General features: G+C 65.9%; 20 protein-coding genes and 8 pseudogenes. 15 read left to right on the top strand and 13 right to left on the bottom strand.

The window, feature by feature from the left end; all coding sequences use genetic code 11:
- The first annotated feature begins 272 nt into the window (after nt 1–272).
- From IAI58_RS17990 to IAI58_RS17980, 3 genes and pseudogenes are all read left to right on the top strand, one after another.
- Nucleotides 273–641: a hypothetical protein gene (locus tag IAI58_RS17990; RefSeq protein ID WP_207451504.1), complete on the top strand. Its 369-nt coding sequence runs from the start codon at nt 273–275 to the stop codon at nt 639–641.
- Between the two features lie 335 nt (nt 642–976).
- Nucleotides 977–2,307, top strand: a pseudogene (locus tag IAI58_RS17985) (IS701 family transposase).
- Nucleotides 2,308–2,424: 117 nt separating this feature from the next.
- A complete protein-coding gene (locus IAI58_RS17980) occupies nt 2,425–3,003 on the top strand; it encodes a DNA-3-methyladenine glycosylase (RefSeq protein ID WP_207451519.1) in 579 nt (192 codons plus the stop codon).
- Nucleotides 3,004–3,110: 107 nt separating this feature from the next.
- On the opposite strand, the gene IAI58_RS17975 is transcribed toward IAI58_RS17980, so the two are convergent.
- Nucleotides 3,111–4,055, bottom strand: a complete 945-nt coding sequence (locus tag IAI58_RS17975) for a putative sulfate/molybdate transporter (protein WP_207451517.1) — start codon at nt 4,053–4,055, stop codon at nt 3,111–3,113.
- On the bottom strand, nt 4,052–4,651 hold the full coding sequence (locus IAI58_RS17970; protein ID WP_207451515.1) for a Crp/Fnr family transcriptional regulator: 600 nt from the start codon (nt 4,649–4,651) through the stop codon (nt 4,052–4,054). The genes IAI58_RS17975 and IAI58_RS17970 overlap by 4 nt, the downstream gene beginning before the upstream one ends.
- 232 nt (nt 4,652–4,883) lie before the next feature.
- Here IAI58_RS17970 and IAI58_RS17965 point away from each other — a divergent pair, with 232 nt between their 5' ends.
- Together IAI58_RS17965 and IAI58_RS17960 are read left to right on the top strand one after the other, a co-directional pair.
- Nucleotides 4,884–5,276, top strand: a complete 393-nt coding sequence (locus tag IAI58_RS17965; protein WP_207451513.1) for a Spy/CpxP family protein refolding chaperone — start codon at nt 4,884–4,886, stop codon at nt 5,274–5,276.
- Between the two features lie 182 nt (nt 5,277–5,458).
- Complete coding sequence (locus IAI58_RS17960; protein ID WP_208775999.1) at nt 5,459–6,559, top strand: IS630 family transposase; 1,101 nt, start codon at nt 5,459–5,461, stop codon at nt 6,557–6,559.
- Nucleotides 6,560–6,728: 169 nt separating this feature from the next.
- On the opposite strand, the gene IAI58_RS17955 is transcribed toward IAI58_RS17960, so the two are convergent.
- A complete protein-coding gene (locus IAI58_RS17955; protein ID WP_207451533.1) occupies nt 6,729–7,391 on the bottom strand; it encodes a calcium-binding protein in 663 nt (220 codons plus the stop codon).
- Between the two features lie 235 nt (nt 7,392–7,626).
- On the opposite strand from IAI58_RS17955, the pseudogene istA (IAI58_RS17950) reads away from it, so the two are divergent.
- Nucleotides 7,627–8,535, top strand: a pseudogene (gene istA, locus IAI58_RS17950) (IS21 family transposase); the annotation flags it as partial.
- A gap of 218 nt (nt 8,536–8,753) precedes the next feature.
- A pseudogene (locus IAI58_RS17945) lies at nt 8,754–9,972 on the top strand (IS256 family transposase).
- On the opposite strand, the gene istB (IAI58_RS17940) reads toward IAI58_RS17945, so the two are convergent.
- Both istB (IAI58_RS17940) and istA (IAI58_RS17935) read right to left on the bottom strand, forming a co-directional pair.
- The gene (istB, locus tag IAI58_RS17940; protein WP_237182719.1) at nt 9,953–10,753 is read right to left on the bottom strand and encodes an IS21-like element helper ATPase IstB; all 801 of its coding nucleotides are present in this window, start codon (nt 10,751–10,753) and stop codon (nt 9,953–9,955) included. The pseudogene IAI58_RS17945 and the gene istB (IAI58_RS17940) overlap by 20 nt on opposite strands.
- Complete coding sequence (gene istA / locus IAI58_RS17935) at nt 10,750–11,781, bottom strand: IS21 family transposase (protein ID WP_207451385.1); 1,032 nt, start codon at nt 11,779–11,781, stop codon at nt 10,750–10,752. Before istA (IAI58_RS17935) ends, istB (IAI58_RS17940) begins: the two co-directional genes overlap by 4 nt.
- Between istA (IAI58_RS17935) and IAI58_RS17930 the strand changes: the two are divergent.
- The 3 genes and pseudogenes from IAI58_RS17930 to IAI58_RS17920 all read left to right on the top strand — a co-directional run.
- A pseudogene (locus IAI58_RS17930) lies at nt 11,779–12,462 on the top strand (Mu transposase domain-containing protein); the annotation flags it as partial. The gene istA (IAI58_RS17935) and the pseudogene IAI58_RS17930 sit on opposite strands and share 3 nt — an antisense overlap.
- Nucleotides 12,462–13,190, top strand: coding sequence for an IS21-like element helper ATPase IstB (istB, locus tag IAI58_RS17925; RefSeq protein WP_207451375.1), 729 nt, complete (start codon nt 12,462–12,464; stop codon nt 13,188–13,190). The pseudogene IAI58_RS17930 and the gene istB (IAI58_RS17925), both read left to right, overlap by 1 nt.
- Nucleotides 13,191–13,324: 134 nt before the next feature.
- Nucleotides 13,325–13,639 (top strand): hypothetical protein, encoded by a 315-nt coding sequence (locus IAI58_RS17920; RefSeq protein WP_207451377.1) that lies wholly within the window; start codon nt 13,325–13,327, stop codon nt 13,637–13,639.
- A 907-nt stretch (nt 13,640–14,546) separates the two neighbouring features.
- Here the strand turns inward: IAI58_RS17920 and IAI58_RS17910 are convergent.
- A complete protein-coding gene (locus IAI58_RS17910; protein WP_207451379.1) occupies nt 14,547–15,134 on the bottom strand; it encodes a cytochrome b in 588 nt (195 codons plus the stop codon).
- Nucleotides 15,131–16,183, bottom strand: a complete 1,053-nt coding sequence (locus tag IAI58_RS17905) for a catalase family peroxidase (RefSeq protein ID WP_208776175.1) — start codon at nt 16,181–16,183, stop codon at nt 15,131–15,133. The genes IAI58_RS17910 and IAI58_RS17905 overlap by 4 nt, the downstream gene beginning before the upstream one ends.
- A gap of 495 nt (nt 16,184–16,678) precedes the next feature.
- On the opposite strand from IAI58_RS17905, the gene IAI58_RS17900 reads away from it, so the two are divergent.
- Nucleotides 16,679–17,453, top strand: a protein-coding gene (locus tag IAI58_RS17900; protein ID WP_408906224.1) for an IS5 family transposase whose coding sequence is annotated in 2 segments (ribosomal slippage) — nt 16,679–16,975 and nt 16,977–17,453 — 774 coding nt in all. Because the reading frame shifts where the segments join, the coding sequence is not laid out codon by codon here.
- Between the two features lie 23 nt (nt 17,454–17,476).
- Here IAI58_RS17900 and IAI58_RS17895 read toward each other — a convergent pair.
- Nucleotides 17,477–18,809 (bottom strand): annotated as a pseudogene (locus tag IAI58_RS17895) (IS701 family transposase).
- Between the two features lie 117 nt (nt 18,810–18,926).
- Here IAI58_RS17895 and IAI58_RS17890 point away from each other — a divergent pair.
- Together IAI58_RS17890 and IAI58_RS23405 are read left to right on the top strand one after the other, a co-directional pair.
- Complete coding sequence (locus IAI58_RS17890) at nt 18,927–19,733, top strand: IS5 family transposase (protein WP_208775912.1); 807 nt, start codon at nt 18,927–18,929, stop codon at nt 19,731–19,733.
- A 104-nt stretch (nt 19,734–19,837) separates the two neighbouring features.
- Complete coding sequence (locus IAI58_RS23405) at nt 19,838–20,065, top strand: DUF6726 family protein (protein ID WP_336512708.1); 228 nt, start codon at nt 19,838–19,840, stop codon at nt 20,063–20,065.
- A gap of 238 nt (nt 20,066–20,303) precedes the next feature.
- On the opposite strand, the pseudogene IAI58_RS23620 reads toward IAI58_RS23405, so the two are convergent.
- The 4 genes and pseudogenes from IAI58_RS23620 to IAI58_RS17870 all read right to left on the bottom strand — a co-directional run.
- A pseudogene (locus IAI58_RS23620) lies at nt 20,304–20,708 on the bottom strand (transposase family protein); the annotation flags it as partial.
- 179 nt (nt 20,709–20,887) lie between these two features.
- Nucleotides 20,888–21,754: an ABC transporter permease gene (locus tag IAI58_RS17880; RefSeq protein ID WP_419555860.1), complete on the bottom strand. Its 867-nt coding sequence runs from the start codon at nt 21,752–21,754 to the stop codon at nt 20,888–20,890.
- Nucleotides 21,742–22,563, bottom strand: coding sequence for an ABC transporter ATP-binding protein (locus IAI58_RS17875; RefSeq protein WP_208776152.1), 822 nt, complete (start codon nt 22,561–22,563; stop codon nt 21,742–21,744). Before IAI58_RS17875 ends, IAI58_RS17880 begins: the two co-directional genes overlap by 13 nt.
- Nucleotides 22,560–23,603 (bottom strand): ABC transporter substrate-binding protein, encoded by a 1,044-nt coding sequence (locus tag IAI58_RS17870; protein ID WP_208776150.1) that lies wholly within the window; start codon nt 23,601–23,603, stop codon nt 22,560–22,562. The genes IAI58_RS17875 and IAI58_RS17870 overlap by 4 nt, the downstream gene beginning before the upstream one ends.
- 307 nt (nt 23,604–23,910) lie before the next feature.
- Between IAI58_RS17870 and IAI58_RS17865 the strand changes: the two genes are divergently transcribed.
- Together IAI58_RS17865 and IAI58_RS23140 are read left to right on the top strand one after the other, a co-directional pair.
- A complete protein-coding gene (locus IAI58_RS17865; protein ID WP_208776148.1) occupies nt 23,911–24,867 on the top strand; it encodes a fumarylacetoacetate hydrolase family protein in 957 nt (318 codons plus the stop codon).
- A gap of 300 nt (nt 24,868–25,167) precedes the next feature.
- Nucleotides 25,168–25,472, top strand: a pseudogene (locus IAI58_RS23140) (transposase); the annotation flags it as partial.
- A 9-nt stretch (nt 25,473–25,481) separates the two neighbouring features.
- Here IAI58_RS23140 and IAI58_RS17860 read toward each other — a convergent pair.
- Nucleotides 25,482–26,405: pseudogene (locus tag IAI58_RS17860) on the bottom strand (IS30 family transposase); the annotation flags it as partial.
- Nucleotides 26,406–26,416: the final 11 nt, after the last annotated feature.

Here is a 26,416-nt window from a genome sequence, read left to right as displayed (position 1 = left end):
AGATAGTTATATCGCCTTTAAGCCAAAAAGCTTCTAAGCAATGATGCCTTTAGCTTATGAGTGGTCGACAGGCTCCGACCTTCGAGACGTCTTGGACAAAAGGGGACAAGGACAAGATGCGGCCTGTACTCGCCGCCGAAGCGACGGGCACAGAAACGATCATGTTCCGGTGATGTCACTGTGCTCTTGAAGAGACGACGGACAGACCGCTCTCCGGCGTGCTCTCCCGTGCAGCCTGACGCGGACGGGTCCGCACGCCAGTGAGGCACGGAGTGGCGTCTCCAGGCCAAGGGCATGCCGCCGGATCCGCCCGAAATGACAAGCCCTCGCTCAATGCGATTGGTGCGTCGTCAAGGACGTACAATCGCTGCGCAGCGGTGCTTGCCGAGGCGGTTGGCATCGAGCAAAGCAGCGGGCAGGGGCACCGAAGCGACTTCGAGATGGCGGTCCTGCGGGCGCGCCAGAGGCTGGAAGTCGAGGTGAAGCATCGCCTGACCGAGGGCGACTCCGCGCCGAATCAGATTCTGCAGTTCATGCGGTGGACCGCTGAGCGCCTTGCGGATGCCGGGGAGGAGACGGTCACCCGCGATATCTTCACTCGTGAGGTCATTCACGATCTCGCGAGCGCGGTGTGCTGGTAATCAGGAACACGAGCGCCACTTGGCGGACCTGGGACGAGACCGCGTTCTCCCTGATCGAGAACCTGATCCAGTATGACCTGAATTTTGACGGATTGCGGGTCCGTATCACGCGGATGAGCCGGCCTGGATCCCCTTGCCGCGAGGAGTCCGCTGGGGCCTCGATATTCGGACGTAGTCCCGGAAGCGAGGAAACGGCCTGAAGGCATCTTGTACAAGATGCCTTCAGGTCGTGCTGTCTGTGTCCAGCGTGACGGAATCCGATCCTATCACTACCTGGGCATTTTGTTTGCGTATGATCTGATGGTGTGCGACGCCTCCTGCTGGAGGCGACGATGATGACGAGCATCCTTGGTGGTGGAGCAGATCTGGATCGCTGGCTAGCGCCGTTCCTGGAGGTTCTGGGGCGCAAGACCCGCCGCACCTGGGCACCGCTCTACCTGCGGGGTCTGCTCGGACCCGGCGAGCGCAAGAGCCTGCAGCCGATGGCCGCCCGGCTTGGCTTGGGCGGCCACGACCAGCTGCAGCACTTCATCGCCAGCCCCGCCTGGGATGATGCGCCGCTGTGGTCGGTGCTGGCGCAGCAGGCCGACAAGCTGGTCGGCGGTCCGCAGGCTTGGCTGGTGATCGATGACACGGCGCTGCCTAAGAAAGGCACGATGTCAGTCGGCGTGCTGCCGCAGTACTGCGGCCAACTCGGCAAGAAGGCCAATTGCCAATCGCTGGTGTCGCTCACCCTGGCACAGGGCGAGGTGCCTGTTCCGGTCGGTCTACGGCTGTTCCTGCCGGAGAAGTGGACCGATGACCCTGCACGCTGTGCCCAGGCAGGCGTGCCGGAGGCGGCGATGGCGCCGCGAACCAAGGCCGAAATCGCACTGGACGAACTCGACCGGCTGAGGGCGGCGGGCGTGCGGTTCGGCACTGTGCTGGCCGATGCGGGCTATGGCGCAAGTGCGGCGTTCCGGCAGGGCCTGGATGCTCGGGATCTGCGCTGGGCGGTGGGCATCCCGCGCAACCAGAAGGTCTACAGCGCCGCCGTGCAGCTGGTGCCGCCGCAGGGACGGGCTCGTAAGCCAGTGCCGAACGAAGAGCCAGCAGAGGCGGAGAGGGTGTTGGCCTCGCAAACCTGGCGCCGCATCGCCTGGCGGCAGGGTACCAAGGGCGCATTGGCGGCCCGGTTCGCCGCGGCGCGCATCCGGTGGGCGACGGCGCGGTTTGGGGCAACAACCGGCATCTGCCGGGTGATGAAGCCTGGCTGGTCGGCGAATGGCGCTCTAGCGGCGAGCGGAAGTACTATCTGAGCAACCTGTCCGCCGACACACCGCTGCGGGCGCTGGCGGCCACCATCAAAGGACGCTGGATCTGCGAACAGGCGCACCAGCAGCTGAAGCAGGAACTCGGGCTCGGCCACTTCGAGGGACGGTCCTGGACAGGCCTGCACCGACACGCGTTGATGAGCTGCATCGCCTGTGCCTACCTGCAGCACCTCCGCCTCGCCGCGCACCGCCGGACGAGGCGGGGGGAAAATGCGGCCCCCAATGCCGGGCCCGCCACCCTCACCAAGCCTGCCCGCCGTGCGACGCGCCATTCTCGACCGCCTGTTCAGCCATCTCGTCACGCCGATCCGATGTCCGCACTGCCGACGCAGGTTCCTGTCACCTCATCATAAAATGCCCAGGTAGTGATAGGCAGTGGTGGGGACTCTACCTCCACTTGATAGACATCTCAGGGTCAGGTCAGATCCACCGTGCAGTAGGAACCTTCTTCGCGCGGACAAAGAGGTAAACTGAGCTTGGGGCCCGTTTCCTGTGCCTTCTTTGCCCGTCCTGCAGCCGAGGTAGCGCAGGATCTGATCGGAGCCACCTTGCTGGTCCATGGGACCGGGGGCTTGATCGTCGAGACGGAGGCCTACGATCATGAGGACCCGGCCTCTCACAGCTATGCCGGGCGGACCCCGCGGAATGCGTCGATGTTCGGCCCGCCGGGCCATGCGTATGTCTACCGGTCCTACGGGCTGCACTGGTGCCTCAACTTCGTCTGTGGCGCCGAGCCGCTCGGCAGCGCGGTGCTCATCAGGGCTCTGGAGCCGACGGCCGGCCTCGAGACCATGCAGCGGCGACGCGGAGTTGCAGCGTTGAAGCTGCTCTGCAGTGGCCCGGGCCGCCTGAGCCAGGCTCTCGGCATCACCGGCGCTTTGGACGGTCAGCCTTTGGATGAAGCCCCCTTCTCGATCCTCGCGGCCGACCGGGAGATGCCGGTCACCTGCGGACCGCGCATCGGGATCACCCGGGGGACCGAGACACTGTGGCGCTTTGGCCTGTCCGGCTCCAGCTTCCTGAGCCGCCGCTTTGCTGATCTGCCGTGACCTCATGCTCAGCAGGCCGTGGCCTCTGGCAGTCTGATCCCAGCAGCGCCCTCGACAGCTCCGGTTACGAGCAGAAGCATTGATGCAACTGTGGGACAGAGAGTCGCTCACCTCTCGTCGACGCTGCGGGGTTCCAGGCGCAGCATGGACCTCGCCCCCTCTATGAGCCATCCCGCGGCAAGCCCGAAGGCCGGGTTGAGGACAAAGGTGGCGACCGCTGCGGCGGCAATCGTGGGGCGGCAATCGACGCGCACCTCTCGCAGCCGCCGTGATAACGCCAGATCCGAGCCTGCGACGATCAGCAGCATCCCGAGGGCACCTGTAGGAACGGCGCCGAGCAGGTGAGCGGCATCGTCCGCGAAGAGGAGACCGAGAGCGAGCAGGGTCGCACCCAGCAGCGCCGGTGCCCACCCGGTACGCGCACCGAAGCGATATTGTGCCATCAGGCCGCCCGCGCCGTGGCACATCGGCAGCGCTCCAAGCGGGGCGAGCACCGTGTTCGCCACGCCGGTCACGATGCCGAGCCGCCGCTCTGAGGCGCGCACGGCCGCTTTGGCGGGAAACATCTCCCGCACCAGCAAGGCAGGCAGCAGCACGGCATTGGCGAGGGTGAGCGGGAGTTGCGGCAGCGCGCCGACGACCAACCCCCGCCAGGCTTCCTCCAGGCTTCCCGGCAGCACGACATGGGGCAGTGTGAGGGCAGGCATGGGCAGCGGCGGGAGCGCAGCGCCCGCGAGGAGATCGGCGGCGAAGGCGCATAGAAGGGCCAGCGGTACAGCAGGCAGCCTCGGAGCGAAGCGTGGAATGCCCAGCAAGACACCCAGCGCCATGCCTGCGGCGAGCGGGCCGCTCCACGCCAACCCGACCCCGATCCAGGCCATTGTGGCGCCAACCCCGATCTGGAGGCCGAAGATCGCCGAGCGGGGCACGGCACGCGCCGCCCAGGCCACCGCCCCTGTGAGGGTGAGCGTGAGCAGGATCGGCAGCAGGGTGCCGAGATCACCGAAGGCGCCGCAGACCTCACCCGCGGCGGTCGGGCGAGCCGGCGTCATGCCGCGGCCGCTGCGGGAAGCCGCAGGCGGTCGCCACTCTCGCGCTGCAGCAGGCCAGCCCGCTCGAGACGGGCGAGAGCGCGGTAGGTTGCCTCGTGGGAGAGGCCGAGTTCGGCGGCGAGCGATTTCCAGGAGCGCCCAAGGCGGCGGGTGCCGTCTGGCTCGGGCGGCAGCGCGTGCAGCACGTCAAGCAGCCGATCGGCAGCATGTGGCAGCGCAAGGCGCTCGGCCCGTGCCCGCTCGGCGATAAGCGTGGCGGCGAGATGGGCGGCGACACGCCAACCCAGGCTCGGGTCGGCCTCGGCGGCACGCCTCATCTCGGCGGCTGAATGGATCGTCACGAGGCTCGGGACGGCGGCGAGGGCGTCGCAGTGATGGTGGCTCTCGAAGAGGCTCGCTTCGGCGAAGGTGCTGCCCGCTCCGGCGCGGTGCAAGACAAGGCGGCGCCCTTCAGGCGAGATGCGAGCCAGCTCCAGCACGCCCTCCTGCACGAGAACGAGGCCGAGGGCTACGTCGCCTGCCCGGAACAACACCTCACCACGCGCCAGGTGGCGGTCGCGGCCGGGAGGAAGCGCTCGGAGAAGATCGGTATCCATATGACTGCGGTCATAGCAGGTGGGGCCTCCTCCGCGCTACCCGTCCCCAATGACCCTCTCTGCTGCCCTTCCAATCGTCGCCTTGGGCATGGCCCTCGCTTTGCCCGTCTTGGCCCAGCACACAGGGGCGCAAGGGGGACATCCGCACCATGGTGCCGCGCGAGGCGGTGCTTTGCCCCAGCCCTACGCCGCATTAGAGGGGCGACGCGTCAAAGCCCTCTCCGAGGAGAGCGTGGCGGCCCTGCTGGCCGGGCGCGGCATGGGCTTTGGCCTCGCGGCCGAACTGAACGGCTACCCGGGGCCCATGCACGTGCTGGAGCATGCTGATGCCCTGAGCCTGACGCCCGAGCAACGCAGGACGGCGGAAGCTCTCCGCGACCGCATGGCCGGGGAGGCACGCATCCTCGGTGCCCGGATCGTCGCACTCGAAGGTGAATTGGACCAGTTGTTCGCGAGCGGGGCAGCTGAGACAGGAAAACTGGCGGCGCTGACCACCTCCATTGGTGCCCTGAACGGCAGGCTCCGCGAGGTGCATCTCGTGACGCACATCGCCATGCGTGACGCGCTCGAGCCGGAGCAGCGGGCAGCCTACGCGCGGCTGCGGGGCTATTCCGGAGTGCGCTGAGGTCGTCCCGGCACCCATCTGTAGCATCGGCTTGAGCCTGCCCCAGGCTGATAAGCCCAGGCTGGCGCGCCTGCCGGGTTACTGGTCGCCCGTTGCCGCAATCAGTTTTAGCGCCACTTTCAACCTAGTATCCTGATCGCGAAATTCCTACGATCATGCAGGTAATCGTAGGGAGAGCCGCGATGGGCAAACCGGCGGTGACGATTAGGCTGAGTGAGGCCGAACGTCGGGAACTGGAATTCCTGGCTCGGGCTCACAAGACCGGACAGGCGATGGCGCGCCGGGCCCGCATTGTGTTGGCCGCCGCCGCGGGTCTGGAGAACAAGGCGATCAGCGCTGAGGTCGGCGCGGACGCCAACACGGTTTCAAAGTGGCGTCGGCGCTTCGCCGTGCATCGCCTGGACGGGTTGCTCGATGAGCCCAGACCAGGCACGCCGCGCACGATCGGCGATGACGCGATCGCCGATACCATCCGGCTGACGCTGGAAACAACGCCGCCAGGTGCGACGCATTGGTCGCTGCGCTCCATGGCCCGGACCGTCGGGTATGCGCCATCGACCATCCACCGCATCTGGCGGGCCTTCGGGCTGCAGCCGCACCGGAGCGAGACCTTCAAGCTCTCCAATGACCCGCTCTTTGTCGAGAAGGTGCGCGACATCGTCGGGCTCTACCTGGCACCGCCGGACCGCGCGCTGGTGCTGTGCGTGGATGAGAAGTCCCAGATCCAGGCGCTCGACCGCACCCAGCCCCTGCTGCCGATGCGTCCCGGCCAGGCGGAGCGGCGCACGCACGACTATACCCGCCACGGCACTACCTCGCTGTTCGCAGCGCTCGACATCGCGACCGGGACAGTGATCGGCCACTGCTACCCTAAGCACCGCTCCACCGAGTTCCGGAAGTTCCTGGATCAGGTGGAGAAAGCCGTGCCCCAGGATCTCGACGTCCATCTCGTGATGGACAACTACGCCACCCACAAGACCAAGCCGATCCGCGACTGGCTGCTCAAGCGCCCGCGCTGGCATGTCCATTTCACGCCCACCGGCGCCTCCTGGATCAACCAGGTCGAACGCTTCTTCGCCCTCATCACCGACAAGCAGATCCGGCGCGGCATCCATCGTTCCACCCAGGCGCTCGAGCGCGACATCCGTGCCTTCATCGAAGCCCATAACGTCGATCCCAGACCGTTCCGCTGGACCAAGTCCGCCGACGACATCCTCGGTGCCATACAGCGCTTCTGCCAGCGCACCCAGAAGATCGGAGGAACTACAGAATCAGGACACTAGGAGCGACTTCCTACCCGTGGCTGAATGAGCGGCCAGGGCTGCGCCTGCGCGGGTGCAAGCGGCGGCCATCCCGCCAGGAAGGCCGCCGCCGCTCCTCTGGTGCTGACGGGCTGCCCGACAGGCGGCGGCCCGGCGGACGTCACCACGGGCTGGCCTGGCCTGGTGCCGGTCAGCCGAGGCGGATCTGCTCGACCTCCGTGAAGCGCAACGTTTCGCCGCCGTAGTTGATGACACCACCGAAGGTGGCCGGCTGCCCGTGGGCATCCGTAAAGGTCACCACGTTGTCGTTCACCTGCATCTGCAGCGCGGTCTGGCCATCCAGCGTCAAGGCGCGCTCCAGGTCCTGCCGGCTCATGCCCAGCACGTTCAGCGTGTCGTGCCCTGCGCCACCATGGAACATGTCGTTGCCGTCGCCGGGCGCCCAAATGTAGGTGTCATTGCCCGCGCCGCCAAAGGCCAGGTCGGCTGCGCGATCGCCGGCGCCGCCGTCCAGGAAGTCGTTCCCAGCCTCGCCATGCAGCTGATCCGCGCCAGCCCCGCCGTTCAGGGTGTCGTTGCCGTCGCCCCCGAAAGCGAGATCGTTGCCAGCGCCGGTGTGGATGAAGTCATTCCCCGCTTCGCCATAGGCCTGGTCGTTGCCAGCGCCTGTGGAGATCATGTCGTTGCCAGCCCCACCAAAGATCACGTCGGCCTCGCTGCTCCCCTCAACGGTGTCATGGCCGGCTGTGCCTTGCCGGAAGACGCCCCCCACCACCTGGTCCAAGTCATCGAGGCTGAGCGGCGTGAGGGTCATGGACGTCTTCTCATTCAACTGATGGTTTTGCTGCAGCATCGTATCAGAGGCTTACTCCACCGGACATGGCCTTTCGCATGGCTAGCGGCCGACGAGTTGGCGCCTTCGCGATCACCTGCCACAGACGGCGCAGGATCTAACCCGTCGGACGGCAGCGTGTGGATCGGCATGGAATAGAAACCCTGTTGGAGGGGTGATCGGCGTCCAAACGGGACCCCACTGACGGCGGGGTTAACAGTGGTTTCCGGGATGATCGGGAGCCAGAGCTGGGACGCTGGTCGTGGAGACAGTGGCAAAGATCCGGCGCCTGCACCGGGTGCAGGGCAAGTCGATCAAGGCGATCTGTCGCGAGCTCGGGATTTCGCGAAAGGTGGTCCGGAAGGTTCTGCGGTCCGGGGAGACGGAATTCCGCTACAGCCGGGCGCGGCAGCCGCAGCCCAAGCTGGGGCCGTGGCAGGCCGAGCTGGAGCGCCTGCTGGAGGCGAACGAGGCGCGGCCGCGGCGCGAGCGGCTGACGCTGGTGCGGGTCTACGAGACGCTACGTGAGCTGGGTTACGAGGGCGGCTACGACGCGGTCCGGCGACATGCGCGGGGGTGGCAGGCGTCACGGGCGACGGCGGTGGCAGCAGCCTTCGTGCCGCTGAGCTTCGCGCCGGGCGAGGCATACCAGTTCGATTGGAGCCACGAGGTCGTGCTGATCGGCGGCACGACAGTGACCGTCAAAGTCGCGCATGTGAGGCTGTGCCACAGCCGGATGCTGTTCGTCCGCGCTTATCCGCGCGAGACGCAAGAGATGGTGTTTGACGCTCATGACCGGGCGTTTGCCTTCTTTCGCGGTACCTGCACGCGGGGCATCTACGACAACATGCGCACGGTGGTGGACGCGATCCTGGTGGGACGGGATCGCGCCTACAACCGGCGTTTCCTGCGCATGTGCAGCCACTACCTGGTCGAGCCGGTGGCCTGCACTCCGGCCTCGGGCTGGGAGAAAGGTCAGGTCGAGAACCAGGTCGGGCTGGTGCGGGAGCGGTTCTTTACGCCGCGGCTGCGGGTGAGGAGTTACGAGGAGTTGAACGCCCTCCTGCTGGAGCGGTGCGTGTCCCATGCCCGGGCCAATCGGCATCCGGAGCAGAGGGAGCGGACCGTCTGGGAGGCGTTCGAGGCAGAGCGGCCAAGCCTGGTGTCAATGCCGTTTGAAAACTGACCCACTTTGGGTTGATGTGCCGGTTGAAACCTGACTCATGTGTTTGTTGCCTGCGTGAGGGCGAGCCCCATCCAGGTCGTGTTTCTCATTCCGCCTGCTTCGGTTTGGCCATGACCCCGGCCCGGCGCTTGTCCTTCAGGGGGAGTGTCAGAAATTTCGTGTGCGGCGGGGCATAGTGGGGACAAAGGAGACCTCCCATGGCCCGACGGAAAGAGCCGCGGATTCCGGATGCGATCCTGGACCAGTTGTTGGCCGGTGCCGATGCCCGATCAGCCTTCGAGCAGGGCGGCCTGCTGGATGAGCTGAAAAAGGCGTTCGCCGAGCGGGCGTTGAACGCCGAGATGGACCACCACCTTGCCGGAGAGGGTGGCGAGGGCAACAGCCGCAACGGCTATGGTCAGAAGTCGGTGGTGACCGACAGCGGCAAGCTGGCGCTGGAGATCCCGCGGGACCGGCAGGCGAGCTTCGATCCACAACTGATCGCCAAGTATCAGCGGCGCTTCCCGGCTTCGATGACAAAGTCATCTCCATGTACGCCCGTGGCATGAGCGCGCGGGAGATCGTGGGTCACCTGCGCGAACTCTACGGCATCGACGTCTCGCCGGACCTGATCAGCGCTGTGACGGATGCCGTGCTTGATGAGATTGCCGCCTGGCAGAACCGGCCGCTGGAGCCCGTTATCCAGTGGTGTTCTTTGATGCGCTGCGGGTGAAGATCCGGGACGAAGGGCTGGTACGCAACAAGGCCGTGCACATCGCGCTCGGCGTCCGGGCCGACGGCGGCAAGGAGATCCTGGGCCTGTGGCTGGAGCAGAATGAGGGCGCGAAGTTCTGGCTCCGGGTGATGAACGAGCTGCGCGGCCGGGGTGTCGAGGACCTGCTGCTGGCCGTGGTGGACGGGCTGAAGGGCTTTCCCGAAGCGATCGTGGCGGTGTTCCCGGAAGCGGTGGTGCAGACCTGCATTGTCCACCTCTTGCGGCAGAGCCTGGACTTCGTCGCCTACAAGGACCGCAAGGCGGTGGCCGCGGCGCTGAAGGCCATCTACCAGGCAGTGGACGCCACAGCCGCCGAGGCGGCCCTGGCCGCTTTCGAAGCGGGCTTCTGGGGCCAGAAGTACCCCGCCATTGGCCAGAGCTGGCGCCGTGCCTGGACCGAGGTGGTGCCGTTCTACGCGTTCAGCATCGAGATCCGGCGGTTTCTCTACACCACGAATGCCATCGAGGCGCTGAACTCAAAGCTGCGCCGGGCGGTCCGAGGCCGAGGGCACTTCCCCACGGATGAGGCTGCCCTGAAGCTTCTGTATCTGGTCTTGCACCGGGCGGAGAAGGAGTGGACCATGCCGCCGCGGGAATGGTCCATGGCCAAGGCTCAGTTCGCCGTCCTGTTCGGCGAACGCTTCACCCGCGCCATGGCCTGAGCGTGTTTAACCGCTCCGCCGCACACGAAATTTCTGACACTCCCTCCTTCAGGCGGTAGCTCTCGCCGCTGATCTGCACCACGGTGGCATGATGCAGCAGCCGGTCCAGCATGGCCGCCGTCAGCACCGTCTCGCCCGCGAAAGCCTGATCCCAGCTGCCGAACGTGAGGTTCGAGGTCAGCACCATGGCGCCGCGCTCGTAGCGCCGGGTCACCACCTGAAAGAACAGGTTCGCCTGCTCGCGACCCATCGGCAGGTAGCCGATCTCGTCGATCACCAGCAGGCGGTAGGTATTCACCGCCCGGTGCAGCACCTCCTTCAAGCGCCCCTGCCGCTGCGCAGTCTCCAGCAGCATCACCAGGTCGGCCGCGGTGGTGAACCGCACCTTCCAGCCCCGCTGTGTTGCCAGGTAGCCGAGCGCGATCGCCAGGTGGGTTTTGCCCACGCCTGAGGGCCCGAGCAGGACCACGTTCTCCCGCCGCTCGATGAAGGCCAGGCTGGCCAGTTCCTGGATTTGCTGGCGCGGCGCGCCGGTAGCAAAGCCGAAATCGTAGCCATCCAGCGTTTTGACCGCAGGGAACCCGGCGGTGCGGGCGAACATCTCCCGCGCCCGACCCCGGCGCACCTCGCGCTCACCCTTCAAGGTCTCCTCGAGGAAGTCGCTGAACGAGGCATCGCCTGCCGCTGCGGCCTGCGCCGCCGCGCCGTAGAGGTCGGGTACCGCCGTCAGACGCAACTCGGTACAGAGTTCGACGATCCGGGCGTGCTGGGTGTTGCTCATGCCAAGCCCGCCGGGGCGAGCAGCGCGTCATAGACCGCCAGCGGATGCTGCAGCCCGACAATCGGCCGCATGGCAGGTGCCCGCAAGGCTGCGGCGTGTGATACCAGGCCACGATAAGGAGGTGGTACCGGCTGCAGTGCCGCGCGTTCCTGCTCCAGCCGCTCCGCAGGCACCGCGCCGGTGGTCGCATGCACGCGGGCATTGGCCACCTCGCGCAGCCAGCGCCCCGCCGCCAGGTTCGCGGCCGCCCGGTCCACCACCACGCCCTCTGCCGCCATCCGGCTCGCCAGCGGCACCCAGAAGCTGCCGCGCAGGTAGCGGATAAAGCGCTCCACCTTGCCTTTCGTGCATGGCCGGTAAGGCTGGCACAGCCGCGGCCGCAGGCCACAATGGCGGGCAAAGTCAAGGAAGGTCGGGTGGTAGCGGTGCAGGCCAGGGCCGTAGCAGACCCGCTGCAGCACTACGCTGCGCATGTTGTCGTAGAGCACCACCCGCGGCACGCCACCAAAGGCCAGGAAGGCCCGCTCATGGGCGGCCAGCAGGGTCTCCAGCCGTTCGTCGGTGACGAATTCCACATAGGCCGCTCGGCTCCAGCCCAGCGTCGCCACGAACACCGACAGCCGATCCGCTCCACGTCGCAGCGAGGCCCAATCCACCTGCATCTGCTCGCCGGGCGCCGTCTCGAACCGCATCACCGGCTCTGGCATCACCACGGGCCGCAGGCGCTGCACGAAATCCTTGAGGACGGTGTAGCCACCGACGTAGCCGCGCTCGCGCAGCTCTCGCAGCAGCACGCTCGCCGCCAGCTGCTCCGGCAAAGCCGAGGCGACCCGCGACACGACATACCCTTCGAACGCCGCCAGTTTGCCGGGCCGCGGCGCCCGGCTGCGGTAGCGACCTGCCTCTGGCTCCCGCAGGTAGCGCCGCACCGTGTTGCGCGACACCCCGACCTGCCGCGCGATCTCGCGCACGCCCAGACCATGCTTGGCCAACACCCTGATCTCCAAGGCCGCCTCTCCCCCTACCATCCAGGCCCCCGTCACCACGACAGGACCACCTTAGGCATGGGTCAGCTTTCAATCGGCGCCCGGGTCAGTTTCACAGCGGCAGCTACACTGGTGCCTTACGCTGGGCGGTTCGACGGGTTCCATGCCGTGCCTGCCGCGGTATCCAAGACCTGCCTGGTGCGGTTCGACAACAACAAGTACTCGGTGATGGCGAGCGCGGTGGGGCGGCCGGTCGAGATCCGGGCCTATGCCGAGCGGATCGAGCTGCGCCAGGACGGCCGGGTGGTGGGCGAGCACCGGCGCGTGTTCGGCCGGGACCAGACGGTGTTCGACCCCTGGCACTACGTGCCCGTGCTGGCGCGCAAACCTGGAGCGCTGCGCAACGAGGCACCGTTCAAGGACTGGCTGCTCCCCAGTGCACTGGAACGGGTCCGCCGCAAGCTGGCCACAGCCACCGATGGCGACCGGCAGATGGTGGAGATCCTGACCAGGGTGTTGGACGACGGTCTGGCTGCGGTTGAGGCCGCTTGCAGCGAGGCGCTGCGCGAGGGCGTCCACTCGGCCGACGTTATCCTCAACATCCTCGCCCGCCAGCGCGAGCCACCGCCGCCGGTGACCATCCTGACCCCGGAGGCGCTCCGGCTGCGGCATGCGCCACTGGCCGACTGCACCCGCTACGACAGCCTGAGGAGAGGACCCTGATGGAACGCACCGCTATCCTCGCCACCATGGGCGAGCTGAAGCTCTACGGCATGCGCGCCGCGTTTGACGCCATCATCACGACCGCCGTCAAACGCCAGCATGAGCCACAGCAGGTTATCGGCGACTTTGTCTCGGCCGAGATCGCCGAGAAGCAGGCGCGCTCGATCAAGTACCAGATCACCACCGCCAAGCTGCCGCTGGCCAAGGACTTGGACGAGTTCGGGTTCGACGGTACCCCGGTTAACGAGGCTCTGGTCCGTGATCTCGCGGGTGGCGGGTTCCTGGCCCAGCAGCGCAACGTGGTGCTCGTCGGTGGCACCGGCACGGGCAAAACCCATTTGGCTATCGCCATTGCCCGAGCCTGCATCCGCGATGGAGCGCGCGGACGGTTCTACAACGTGGTGGACCTGGTGAACCGCCTCGAGGCCGAGACCCGGGCCGGACGACAAGGGCGCATCGCCGATCATCTCTGCCGCCTGGATTTCGTTGTCCTCGACGAGCTTGGCTATCTGCCATTCGCCCAGTCCGGCGGGCAGTTGCTGTTCCACCTTGTCAGCCGTCTCTACGAGCAGACCTCGGTCATCGTCACCACCAACCTCGCTTTTGGTGAATGGCCCAGCGTCTTTGGGGACGCCAAGATGACCACCGCCTTGCTCGACCGCCTCACTCACCACTGCGACATCGTCGAGACCGGCAACGACAGTTGGCGATTCAAGAACCGCGCCTGAACGCCTCCTCAACACACCTCACAAGAGGGTCCCTTTTGCGTGCCGATCTGGGGTCCCAATTCAGTGCCGATTGACAGGCTCCCCTCCCCGTCCAGGCACGGGATAAGGATGCCACCTGCTCCGGAAGGGTTCTGGTGGGCTTTGTCTACGCTGTGATGCTCAGGGCGAATGCCTATGAATACCGCGCCCACCTCCGCAACCTGACCAGCCGGACCCTCGGCTGGACCCTGACGGTCGGCTCATGGCCGGATGGGGTGAGCCTGCCGCTTGAGCATCCCATGCGGGGCTTTCTTGGCCCGTATGGGAGCGAGACCCTGCGGCTTGGCAGGGGCCTGACCGCCGCCATCAACCTGGCGACGGTCAGGGTTCTCTATGACCGGGAGGGCGGCACAGCGCCCTTCATCAGCCTGACCGGCTGTTCGGAACGCCTGCCCTCTCCGGCGGGATGACCCACCGGCATTCCAGGGTTCAGGCCACCGGGGGCTGAACGATGGGCGGAACAGGCCCGGCGCCAGGACGGCGGAGCGTCATGTCCAGGTTGCCTGGTCACCCGCCGCGTCATCGATCCAGTCCACCTCGCCGCGCGGTGTCGTGACACCCCGCACGGCGCGGTCACCAAGCCGCAGCACGCGGAAATCATCCGGCGCTCGGCGGTCTCGATGGTGCTGTGACGTTCGGCCTCGGCGAGCAGGAAGCGCAGGTCCTCGTCCGTCACCTTTTCTTCCGCCTCTTTTTAGGCCCAGCAGGCCGAAGATGAGGTGCTGGAAGCGTCCAGCAGCCATACCGCAGGAGCCCGAAACGCGGCGGAGGTCTGCTTCCACCCTTAACGTCCCGCAAGACGTCATTCGGCTTCCGGCCAGTTTCTGCCGCTCCTGAGCCTGCCTTAGCGCGATAAGCACCGGACTGCGGTGCTCATCAGGCTCTTGATCGACCGTTGCCGCAAATGCGGTTTAGCGTCGCTTGGTCAGGAATATTGCTGACCAACAGCAGCTCGCGCGGCGGCCGCGCACCGTCTCGGGCATCCATATGCCGAGACGGTGCGCCAGAAGCAGACCCGCTGCACCCGGCGTTATCAGCCTTTGCGCCGACCGATTTCCTCGCAGGCGATCATACTACAGTTGCGCATCTCTTGCGCCCATTCCTCCGGCCACACGTATGCGGCAACTGTCAGGCAGGCCTCGTAGGCCACCATTGCCTCCTCCAGCCGCAACATGTTCAGCAAACTCAAGGAGTGGCGCCGTATCGCCATGCGCTATGACCGTTGCGCCTATACCTTTGTGTCCAATGTCTGCCTCGCGACCACCGTCCTCTTCCAGATCAATGGATCCTGATCCTAGATCGACCGCAATCGCCCGATCAGACGTTGTGCGCCGATTCTATGGTTCGGCCGGGTGTATCCGCAGTGCGGTTCCGCATCGGAACCGGCGCCATCGTCCCGAAGACCCGGTCGCGGCGTATCATCGCGTGATAAAGCGCCGCACCCAGGTGTAGCAGGATGACGGCAAAGAAAGCATAGGCGAGGTAACCATGTGCGCTCCGAAACAGGGCGTATAGTTCCAGCCCTTGCGGCGCGATGGGCGGCAAGCGCACGCTGCTGGAGAGCAACACGGGGACGCCTTCGGCCGAGAGCATCGCCCAGCCCAGCAGGGGCATCGCGATCATGAGTGCATAGAGGGCAACGTGGGAGAGGTGGGCCGCGAGCTTCATCGGCTCCGGCAGGTCATCTGGGAGGGACGGAGCGCCGCGACGCAGGCGCAGGACGAGGCGCAGCAAGGCGAGAACAAGGATTGCGATGCCAAGCGGCTTGTGGATGGAGAGCAGCGTCAGGTAGCGGGTCGAGATGGTCGAGACCATGCCCACGCCGATGAAGAGCATCGCCAGGATGCAGGCTGCCATGACCCAGTGAAACAGGCGCTGCAGTGGGCTGAAGCGTGCGGGGGTCATGGGCGGGCTCCCGGGGCAGTGCGGGGATACTGGGCGGCCTCCGCCGCACGGCGGCGGTAGGACAGGGCATAGGCGGAGGACCGTGCGGCCGGAAAGGGATCGGCCGAGGTGATCATGCCGCTGGGCAGCACGGTGGGATCGTAGTTCACGTCGCGGCAGGGGCCGTCCGCTTCCTCCTGCAGCGCCCGCACCATGAGGGTGCCGATATCAACGGTGCGGCGGTCCTCTGGCCAGGATTGGCTGGGGTCCGCCACAGGGTCGCCGGGCTCGGCGACGGTCACCACCATGGTCCAGCGCACCGGGCCGGCGGCGAGGCGGGTCTTGATGTCCTGCTCCAGAAAGTCCGGCGCGCGGGTGGCAAGCTGGGCTGGTGGAACGGAGACGGCCTGCGCCTCCGGTAGCATGGACCAACGCACGGCATGATCCTGACCGTCAGCGCTGGTGAAGGTGAAGGCGTTGAGGCTGTTGTAGCGCTCCTCGGCATAGCTCCCCGTCCATGGTGCGCTGCTGGCCCAGGCGCCAAAGCGGGCGATCTCCGGATGCGCCGCAGCGAAGGCACGCATGGCGTCCGGCTGCTTGCTCGCCGAGGCCTGCTGCAAGGCGTAGAACGCTTCCGGCGTTGAGACCGGAAAAACGGGCGCGGTGATCATGGCGGTCCGCCACTCCGACCCGTCGGGCGCGAGGATCTGCAGGCTCAGGCCCCGTACGCGTGACTTGGCGTCGGGCTGCGAGATGTCGGCCGTGGCGAGATTGAAGCGGCCAATGACCGGGTAGGAACCGGTTGCAAGCAGAGACGCGCGGGAGAGGGCCGTTCCAGCGCCGTTGGCCTCAAAGGTTCCGGTGAAGCAGATGCCCTTCACGTGATTGCGCCGGTGGCCCAGCGCAGGCCCTCCCGGAGGGCTCAGACCGTCCACCACCCTCTCTCGCGTGAGGCGATCAGGCGAGATCCATCCTGCAGTATAGGCGAAAGCCGCAGTGGCACCGCACAGCACGGCAGCGATGACAGCGTAGGCTCCGAACCGGGAGTGCGGCGCTGGAGATAACGGCATGATGTACCTCCTTGGATGCTGCTGCATATGACGATCAGCCCTGACTAAGCCGTGGAGGCGAGTTCCTGCCGATGGTGAGCATGAATGGCACGGCGCAGATCATGCCGTTCGTCCTGGTGGCCACAGCCTGCTTTCCCAGAGACCCGCTGAGGAAGCTGCAGGAGCGGGTCATGCAGGCACGCTGCCAGATGGTGCGAGGATACGGCACAGTACGATCGGACGTTCTCCTTCCAAGCAGGCTATCGTGGCCCAATCTGTTTTGTGCGGTAGCGATGCTCCTCCATGCAGAACAGAACAAAAAAACTGCTGATGGCCTATAATGCTTTCGTATGGACACCATCCTGAGTGGCCATCAGGCCTAAGAACCTATCCCACTAGACGCTGGATCCTGGGCTTCCTAACTCATGGTTCATGACCAGGAGATCTGTGCGGAGGGTGCCGAAACGGCGCGTTCAGAATGATGGCTGGCGGCTGCCGGACGCGCTCTGGGCTGAGATGGAGCCGCTCCTGCCACCCCGGCCCAGGCACCCGCTGGGCTGCCACAACCCGCGGGTGCCGGACCGGGCGGCGATGGACGCCATTTTCTTTGTGCTGCGGACAGGCTGCCAGTGGAATGCGCTCCGCGAGACGAGGCTCTGCTCGTCTTCCTCGGCGCACCGGCGCTTTCAGGAATGGACGAAGGCCGGAGTGTTCGAGGCGTTCTGGCGCAAGGGATTGCTGGCCTATGACGGGCTTCGCGGCATCGACTGGAGTTGGTTCGCACTCGACGGCGCCATGGGCAAGGCGCCGTTGGGTGGGGGGAAAAACCGGGCCCAACCCAACGGATCGCGGCAAGCGCGGAGTCAAGCGATCGGTGCTGATCGACGGACGCGGCGTCCCTCTGGGTGCAGTGATCGAGGGCGCCAACCGCAACGACCACAAGCTGATGCGGTCCACGCTTGAGGCGATCCCGATCAGGCGACCCAAGCCGACGCGCCGCCATCCCCAGCACCTCTGCCTCGACAAGGGCTTCGACTATGATGAGCCCCGCGCCTTGGCCGAGGAGTTCGGCTTCACCCTGCACCTGCGCACACGTGGCGAGGAGATCAGGGCCAGGCGACAGGCCAAAGCCAAGGCCAAGGCAAGGCGCTGGGTGGTAGAGCGCACACACTCCTGGCTCAACCGCTTCCGCTCCATCCTGATCCGATGGACCAAGACGCCCGCCAACTATCTCGCCCCGCTTCACCTCGCCTGCGGCATCATCACATGGCGTCACGCCCTACCGGGATAGGCTCTTAGCACTACCTGGGCATTTTATGATGAGGTGACAGGAACCTGCGTCGGCAGTGCGGACATCGGATCGGCGTGACGAGATGGCTGAACAGGCGGTCGAGAATGGCGCGTCGCACGGCGGGCAGGCTTGGTGAGGGTGGCGGGCCCGGCATTGGGGGCCGCATTTTCCCCCCGCCTCGTCCGGCGGTGCGCGGCGAGGCGGAGGTGCTGCAGGTAGGCACAGGCGATGCAGCTCATCAACGCGTGTCGGTGCAGGCCTGTCCAGGACCGTCCCTCGAAGTGGCCGAGCCCGAGTTCCTGCTTCAGCTGCTGGTGCGCCTGTTCGCAGATCCAGCGTCCTTTGATGGTGGCCGCCAGCGCCCGCAGCGGTGTGTCGGCGGACAGGTTGCTCAGATAGTACTTCCGCTCGCCGCTAGAGCGCCATTCGCCGACCAGCCAGGCTTCATCACCCGGCAGATGCCGGTTGTTGCCCCAAACCGCGCCGTCGCCCACCCGGATGCGCGCCGCGGCGAACCGGGCCGCCAATGCGCCCTTGGTACCCTGCCGCCAGGCGATGCGGCGCCAGGTTTGCGAGGCCAACACCCTCTCCGCCTCTGCTGGCTCTTCGTTCGGCACTGGCTTACGAGCCCGTCCCTGCGGCCGGCACCAGCTGCACGGCGGCGCTGTAGACCTTCTGGTTGCGCGGGATGCCCACCGCCCAGCGCAGATCCCGAGCATCCAGGCCCTGCCGGAACGCCGCACTTGCGCCATAGCCCGCATCGGCCAGCACAGTGCCGAACCGCACGCCCGCCGCCCTCAGCCGGTCGAGTTCGTCCAGTGCGATTTCGGCCTTGGTTCGCGGCGCCATCGCCGCCTCCGGCACGCCTGCCTGGGCACAGCGTGCAGGGTCATCGGTCCACTTCTCCGGCAGGAACAGCCGTAGACCGACCGGAACAGGCACCTCGCCCTGTGCCAGGGTGAGCGACACCAGCGATTGGCAATTGGCCTTCTTGCCGAGTTGGCCGCAGTACTGCGGCAGCACGCCGACTGACATCGTGCCTTTCTTAGGCAGCGCCGTGTCATCGATCACCAGCCAAGCCTGCGGACCGCCGACCAGCTTGTCGGCCTGCTGCGCCAGCACCGACCACAGCGGCGCATCATCCCAGGCGGGGCTGGCGATGAAGTGCTGCAGCTGGTCGTGGCCGCCCAAGCCAAGCCGGGCGGCCATCGGCTGCAGGCTCTTGCGCTCGCCGGGTCCGAGCAGACCCCGCAGGTAGAGCGGTGCCCAGGTGCGGCGGGTCTTGCGCCCCAGAACCTCCAGGAACGGCGCTAGCCAGCGATCCAGATCTGCTCCACCACCAAGGATGCTCGTCATCATCGTCGCCTCCAGCAGGAGGCGTCGCACACCATCAGATCATACGCAAACAAAATGCCCAGGTAGTGATAGAGGTTGTTATGGACCTCTGGGCTGGTAACGACCAGGTTGCGGGGCATGAGTTCCCGCAAGCCGTATCCATCCGATGTATCTGATGAAGAATGGGCGCTGGTCGCGCCCTATCTGACGCTCTTGCCGGAGCAGGCTGGGCAGCGGGAGCATCCCCTGCGCGAAGTGTTCAACGGCTTGCGCTACGTGGTGAAGACCGGCGCGCCCTGGCGCTGGATGCCGAATGACCTGCCACCCTGGGCGGCGGTGTACCAGCAGACGCAGCGCTGGCTGACGGCAGGCTGCTTCGAGGCACTGGCCGAGGACCTCCGCACCGTGCTGCGGCTAGCTGCCGGACGGAAGGCGCAGCCCACCGCTGCCATCCTGGACAGCCGGACCTTGCGCTCCACGCCAGAGAGCGGCGAGCGGGCGGGCTACGATGGCGCCAAGCGCAAGAAGGGTTCCAAGCTGCACCTGGCGGTGGACACGCTGGGGCATCTGCTGGCGCTGCACGTTACGCCTGCCAGTGCCGACGACCGCGCTGAGGTTGGGCGGCTTGCCCAAGCCGTGCAGGCCTCGACGGGCCAGAGCGTCGATCTGGCCTATGTCGACCAGGGCTATACCGGCCAGAAGGCGGCCGACGCTGCCAAGGCGCATGGCATCGAGTTGGAGGTGATCAAGCTGCCGGAGGCCAAGCGCGGCTTTGTGCTGCTGCCGCGACGCTGGGTGGTGGAACGCTCCTTTGCTTGGGCTACTCGCTTCCGCCGTTTGGTGAAGGACTATGAGCGCTATGCCAGCACCCTTGCCGACCTGCACCTCGTCGCCTTCACGTGCATCATGCTCAAGCAGGCTGCTCAACTGGCCGCAGGTCCATAACAACCTCTAGCTTAGCACGAAAGAGCGATTTCCACTTAGTTCACCAACCGGGGTAGCAATGTGGGCATAACCAGAAAAATATTTAGATCCCGGAGGCTAGGTTCATGCTGAAGATGAGCAGCCGAACAAGGTGGCGTTATGGAATCCGCCTTGTGACCAGAGGTGGCCAGATAAAGCTGCTCCTATTCCTCGTAGTGCTCCTGCCCGTAGGAGGCTGTGGCGTGGTCGCTCTGCCCTTCCGCGTTACAGGCGACGTCGTGAAGGCTGTACCAATAGTTGGTGACCCCATTGGTGGGCCTATTCACGCCGTTGGTGATGTCGTCGATCCTTAGAGGTGTCTGGTTGTGAGACGTCCTTGGCGTTCTCGACGATGATGCGGGCCTTCTCGATGTCCTGCCGCCCGGCCTGCCCGACAGGCTCGGTGCCGCGGAGCTTTCGCTGGGCGGCGAGGCGCTCGGCGACAACCTGGTTCGGCGTCCGGCCCTGCAGGACCTGCTGTCGTCGGGCGTTGTGGGCGGCGTTGAACCCGCGCAGCAGCAGCTCGAGGTCGCAATGGGAATGGATCGTGGTGCCGAGATCGCAGTCCCGGAACTTCCCGGTGCCCCTGGCGAGACGCTCCGAGGCTGCGGGACGACGTCGGTTCAGCCCCTCGGCCTTGAGGATGCGCCAGATGCTGTCGCGGTTGAGGTGCGGCAGGAAGTGCCGGACGACGAAGGTCAGGTCGTCGAGGGCGAAGTTGGTCCTCTCGCGCAGCAGGCAGACCACCGCGCGCTCCCCTGCGGTCGCCTTCCAGGGCAAGCTATGGGGGCGGGCGGAGCGGTCCAGGCAGTCGGCGGGCCCGCGCTGGCGCCACTTGCGGATGGTCTCGGTGCTGACGCCGTAGCGCCGGGCCAGCAGTCCGGTAGGCGCCGAGGAGCGGCCGATCTCGGCACGGACGGCCGGAGTGGTGCGGGCATTCGCGTGGATCTGGTGCATAACTCACCTCCGCCCCAGGACAGCGCGTGGCAGGCACTCGAACCGGCGGCGATAGTCCAGGATAGTCAGCCCGACCGGATCCCAACAATGTTCCGCGGCCAGACAGCAGGTGCTCTTAGGCTTCACTCAGGTGTCTCATCATCCGCGGTCGGTACACCCCCGTGGCGCATTGCCAATGGCTATCCTACCTCCCGCGCCACGCTCGCGCTCTGCCAGAACACCACCCGTCGCTGCGTCCAGGCCACCAGCCCGAAGCTTAGCAGTCCGAGCAAGCTGAGGTAGAGGATCAGCGCGAAGACCCGCGCGGTATCGAGGTTGGTGGACGCTACCCGGATCAGTTCGCCAAAGCCGCGGCCGCCGCCCAGGAACTCGCCGGTGATCACGCCGGCCATGACGCCCACGGAGGCGATCTTCAGCCCGGTGAAGAACTGCGGCATGCCGGTTGGCAGCTTCATCTTCACCAGTGTCTGCCAGCGGCTTGCCCCCATCGTTTTGAACAGCATGCGGGCATTCTCGTCAGAGGCGTGCAGCCCTGCCGCCGTGCCGACCACAATAGGAAAGGTCGCGATGAAGGTGGCCAGCGCCACCTTGCTCTCGATTCCGAAGCCCAGCCACGCAATGAAGAGCGGCGCGAAAGCGACCTTGGGCATGGTGTCCACCGCGACCAGATAGGGCATCACGGCGCGCTCGCCGAAGGCGGTCTCCCCCACCAGCACGCCAAGGGCGAAGCCGATCCCAACCGCGAGCGCGAAGGACAGCACGAGTTCCTGCAGCGTCACCCACAGTGACTGGAGCATGTAGCCGCCGGATAACAGGTTGCCTCCCACAAAAATCAGGTGCCGCAGCGTGTCCCCGGGCGAAGGCAGGATGATGGGGGAGACCAAGCCGCTCCAGGAAACCGCCTGCCACAGTCCGATCGCGATGAAGGCCAGCGCGGCCATTGCGACCGAGCGCGGGATGCGGTCAAACCAGGAATCCTGCTCCCTCCAGACCGTGTTCTCGGTCTCCAGGGCGGCGGAAAGCGCGACCTCGCTCACAGGAAGGATCCTTTGTCCAGGTGGCTGCGGATACGGTCCACCAGTGCGCCAAAACGCGGGGTCGTCACCATATCCAGCGTGCGTGGCCGCGGCAGGTCAACCGTCACCGTCTCCACGATGCGGCCGGGACGAGGAGACATGACGTAGACGGTATCCGACAGGATCACCGCCTCGGGAATGGAGTGGGTAACCAGAAAGGTGGTGGCGCCTCGTTGGAGGCAGATGCGTTGCAGCTCCATGTTCATGAAGTCGCGCGTCAGCTCATCCAGCGCGGAGAAGGGCTCGTCCAGCAACAGCACTTCCGGCTCGGTGATCAGCATGCGGCAGATCGCCGCGCGCTGCGCCATGCCGCCCGAGAGTTCATTCGGGTAGACGCCCTCGAAGCCCTTCAGCCCCACCAGTTCCAGCAGAGCCTGGGCTTTGCCGTAGTGGGCGCGCGCGGCGGCGCGGCCGTCGCGGATCTCGACTGGCAGGACGATGTTCTCCAACGTGGTCTTCCAGGGAAACAGCGTCGCCTGCTGGAACATCATGCCAATGTCGCGGCGCGGGCCGGTAACGGGCCGCCCCGCCAGCATGACGCTGCCGGAGCTCGGCGGCACCAGCCCCGCCATGATCTTGAGCAGGGTAGATTTGCCGCAGCCCGACGCCCCAATCACGGAGGAGAAGGTGCTGGCCCCCAGGGTCAGGTCTATCCGGCCGAGCGCCTCGATGCTGCGCCGCGTGTATGTCTTGCCGACGCCACGAAGCGCGAAGACCGCGCGGTCGTCGCGGGTAGCCGGCGTGGCGGGGAGTTCAGCGGCCGCAAGGCTCATGCTCATCTCCGGTTCCATGCCTCGACGAAGCGGTTGGTGTAGGCGGCGGACAGATCGGGCAGCGGGGCGTCGAGCTCGCGGCTCTCGACCATGCTGCGGTGCCAGGCCCCCCAGTGTTCGGGTTCCTGATAGCCCCAGCCCTTGGCCGGGTCGTGAGGCTGACTCTTCAGCAGAACCGCGTCGAGGAGCGCGTTTGCGAAGGCCCGGTCCTCCAGCTCCTGTGGGTTGGCGACGGCGAGGTGACGCAGCACCTTCTCGCGGTTAGCGGGATCGTTGGAAAAGCGCGTGGCGCGTACCAGCGATCGGCCGAAGCCTTCTATCACCTGTGGGTTGCCATCGATGAAGTCGCGCATGGCAGCGAAGCCGTTTCCGAAGAAGGTCTGGTACTTGTCCGGCGTAATGTCGCGCACCGCCATGCCGCGGTGGTTCAGGATCGCGGCATCGGCGGTGGCACCGACATAGGCTTCGATGTCGCCCCGCAGGAATCCAGCCACCGCCGGGCCGCCGTCCCCGACCGGGATGAAGCGATAGTCGCGCGGCTCCTGCATGCCCAGGTCGTTCAGGATGGCACGCGCGAAGCCCACCTCCGCCCCGTCCGCCGTGCCGACGCCGATCACCTTGCCGCGCAGCTGGTCCGGCGTGCGGTAAGCCGAGTTCTGCCGCACCAGGATGCCGAAGGATGACTGCGGCAGACCGTTGTACAGGAATACCACGTCCGCGCCCCGCGCCCGCGCCCGCAGCACCGGTGCAGGTCCCGGCCGGCCGAACTGCGCCTGGCCGGAGGCGAGCGCCTGGAGCACGGGGCCTGAGCCGTTCACGGCCTCACTGCGGACAGACAGGCCCTCCTCACGGAAATAGCCCTCCCCGATGCCGACCTGGACGGCGTAGGAATTGATCGCGGACGGACTAGGCTGCACGAACACGATGGACCGCAGGGGCCGCGACTGCGCGCGCGCGGCGGGAACCAGCGTGGGCGCGGCAAGAAGGCCGAGCGCCGTGCGGCGGGACACGGGACGGCCGAACGCGAACGCAGCGTGGCTAATCATGGAACCGCTTCCCCATTTATAATTTTCGACCAGCCTATCTGCTTGGCGCCGATGAACAAGCAGTAATTGCTGCTCCATGAGGCGCCGCTGCATATCTCGCAATGCAGCGAAACCAAGCCTCGGCGGCACGTGCAAGCCCTGCGCTGCAGTACGCATTGATGGCTGCTGTGCTTGTCTATAACATTCCGACAGAAGCACGATTCCGTGCTTGCCTACAGCATTCCGGCGGTGGCACGACTCTGTGCTTGGCGGCTTCCATGCCGCCGTCGCACGCCCGGCGACGGAACGCGAACCGGGGGGAAGAATCTTGCGACTCACGTATTTCGATGACTACAGGCTCGGTGTCGTCAAGGGCGACGCCATCGTCGATCTGACGCCGCTGCTCTCATCGCTGCCCCACCGCGACACGCTGGACCTGATGCCAGCCCTGATCGCGGAATTCGACGCATTCAGGACGAAGATCGAGGCAGAGCTGACGAAGGAGACGGGCAAGAAGCTGTCCGAGGCGCGACTGCGTGCCCCTCTTCCCCGCGTGCGGCAGATCGACTGCATGGCGGTAAACTACATGGAAGACGGCACGCTGCCCGAGGCGCCGCCGATCAATGCGTTCCACAAGTCGCCCGGTGCCGTGATTGGCCCTGGCGATACCATGGTGCTGCCCGACATCCCCGCCATCGCGTTCGAGGCGGAGGCCGAGATGGCGCTGGTAATCGGCAAGCGCGCCACCAACGTCTCGGAGGCCGAGGCGATGACCCATGTCTTCGGCTACATGAACTTCATCGACGGCTCGGCGCGCGGCATGCCACCCGCAAACAACGTGTTCTTCCAAGCCAAGTCCCGTGACACCTTTGCGCCCATGGGGCCCTTCCTTGTCACCGCCGACGAGGTGGGCGATCCGCAGTCGCTCGACATCCGCCTCTGGATCAACGGTGAGCTCCGGCAGGGCTTTAACACCTCCGACATGGCGCACCGCATTCCGCGCTGCATTAGTTGGCTGAGCAGCATCCACACCCTTGAACCCGGCGACGTGGTGGCAACAGGTACCAATCACCGCGGCCTGAGCGCGCTGCACGATGGCGATACGGTGGAATTGGAGACGGCAGGTCTCGGCCGGCTGCACTTCCGCGTACGCGACGAGCTGAAGCGGCGTTGGACCCCTGGGACACGGGCTCAGGAGAACGAGAAGCTGGTTGCGCGCGGTGAGAAGGCGCTGCCCACTGGAGTGCCGGCGCGGCAGATCAGCGGCAAGTACACGCCAGCCTGAGACCCGACCAGGCGGCATAGCCACGCCGCTTGAGATGCGGCCGTGTGAGCGCGTGGCCCAGCGGCCACGCGCCTATCTAGGCGCGAATCGGAAACCTCTAAAAACCTAACGGTCACAAACTGCGAATCACGTAGGATAAACCTATTAAGGTCTGCAGAGAGGCTGCCAGAGGATTTTCAGAGATTTCCTTGCGGAAAGCTCAGTGCCGTAAGCCATGAGCGATACTCGGGTGAAAAGTGATCCTCCTTCGAATTGGTGGACACCGCTGAGTAAGCTCCCTGGGAGCAAGGAAGGTGTCCGATGAACAAGACACGGCGCGATTCACGCCGGAGTTCAAGCAGGAGGCGGTTGCGCTGTTGCGCTCCAGCGGCCGCCCGCTGACGCAAGTCGCGGGCGAGTTGGGCATCCAGCCCTCCATGCTGCGCAACTGGCGGCGACGGCAGACTGGTGAGGTGCCGCGGCCGCAGCCCGTTACGGCAGGCACGGGGCCTGTCGCTTCGCCATCTGGCCCAGCATCTTCGCCGGCGGATCAGGCTGCCGAGATTGCTCGCCTGCGTCGTGAGCTCGAGCGCGCGCGCCTTGATCGCGACATTTTAAAAAAAGCCATGGTGGGTTCAACTGGTCAGCGCAACGGCCTGGGCAAGGGTAGCGGCTGGTGTTTTGTAGCCAAGGGTTTTCCTTGGCCGGGTGTTGAGCCGCAGGGCGATCGTGTCGAGATCATCCTGGCTGTGAACGGATAGATCCGATCCCCTGGGCAGGTACTGCCGCAAAAGACCGTTGGTGTTCTCGTTGCTGCCCCGCTGCCAGGGGCTGCGGGGATCACAGAAGTATACCGCAACATCCGCCGCAACAGCGAAACGCTTGTGCTGGGCCAGCTCCATTCCGCGGTCCCAGGTCAGCGACGACATCAGCCCCCGCGGAAGTTGCTGGACCTGCCGGACCAGCGCATCAACCACGCTCTCAGTATCTTTGCCATCCACCTGGACGAGCATCAGAAAGCGGGATCGGCGCTCCACCAGGGTCGCAACATGCGTGTTCTTGCCACCTGAGAGCAGGTCGCCTTCCCAGTGGCCTGGAACAGCACGGTCCTCAATCTCGGCGGGGCGTTCGCGGATCGACACGGCGCCGATGATCTGCCCTCTGGGTTGTCCTTCCGTCGTGGAAGTCTTGGCGCGCCGCATCAGACGGCGGCTCCGGAGCGTCGCCAGCAGCTCTTTCTTCAGGACGCCGCGCGCCTGAATGAACAGGCTCCTGTAGATCGTCTCGTGCGACACCCGCATGGCCTCGTCGTCAGGGTACTCCACCTCAAGCCAGCCGGATACCTGCTGTGGCGACCACTGCTGCGCCAGCTTCTCTGCCACCACGGCCTGCAGAGACCGATGGGTGGCCAGCAGGCACGGCTTGGGGCGGCACGCTTGCTGCCAGCTTCGTCCATCAGCAGCCATAGCACGATACTGCATGCGGCCACCATTGCGGCCGATCTCACGGCTGATGGTCGACGGCGATCGGCCGAGTTGCGCCGCGATCTGGCGTAAAGATAGGGGATTAT

This window comes from Roseomonas marmotae, assembly GCF_017654485.1.
Classification (GTDB): Bacteria; Pseudomonadota; Alphaproteobacteria; order Acetobacterales; family Acetobacteraceae; genus Pseudoroseomonas; species Pseudoroseomonas marmotae.
The sequence above is the reverse complement of the archived record's forward strand: the minus strand, read 5'-3'. Positions and strand labels throughout refer to the sequence as shown.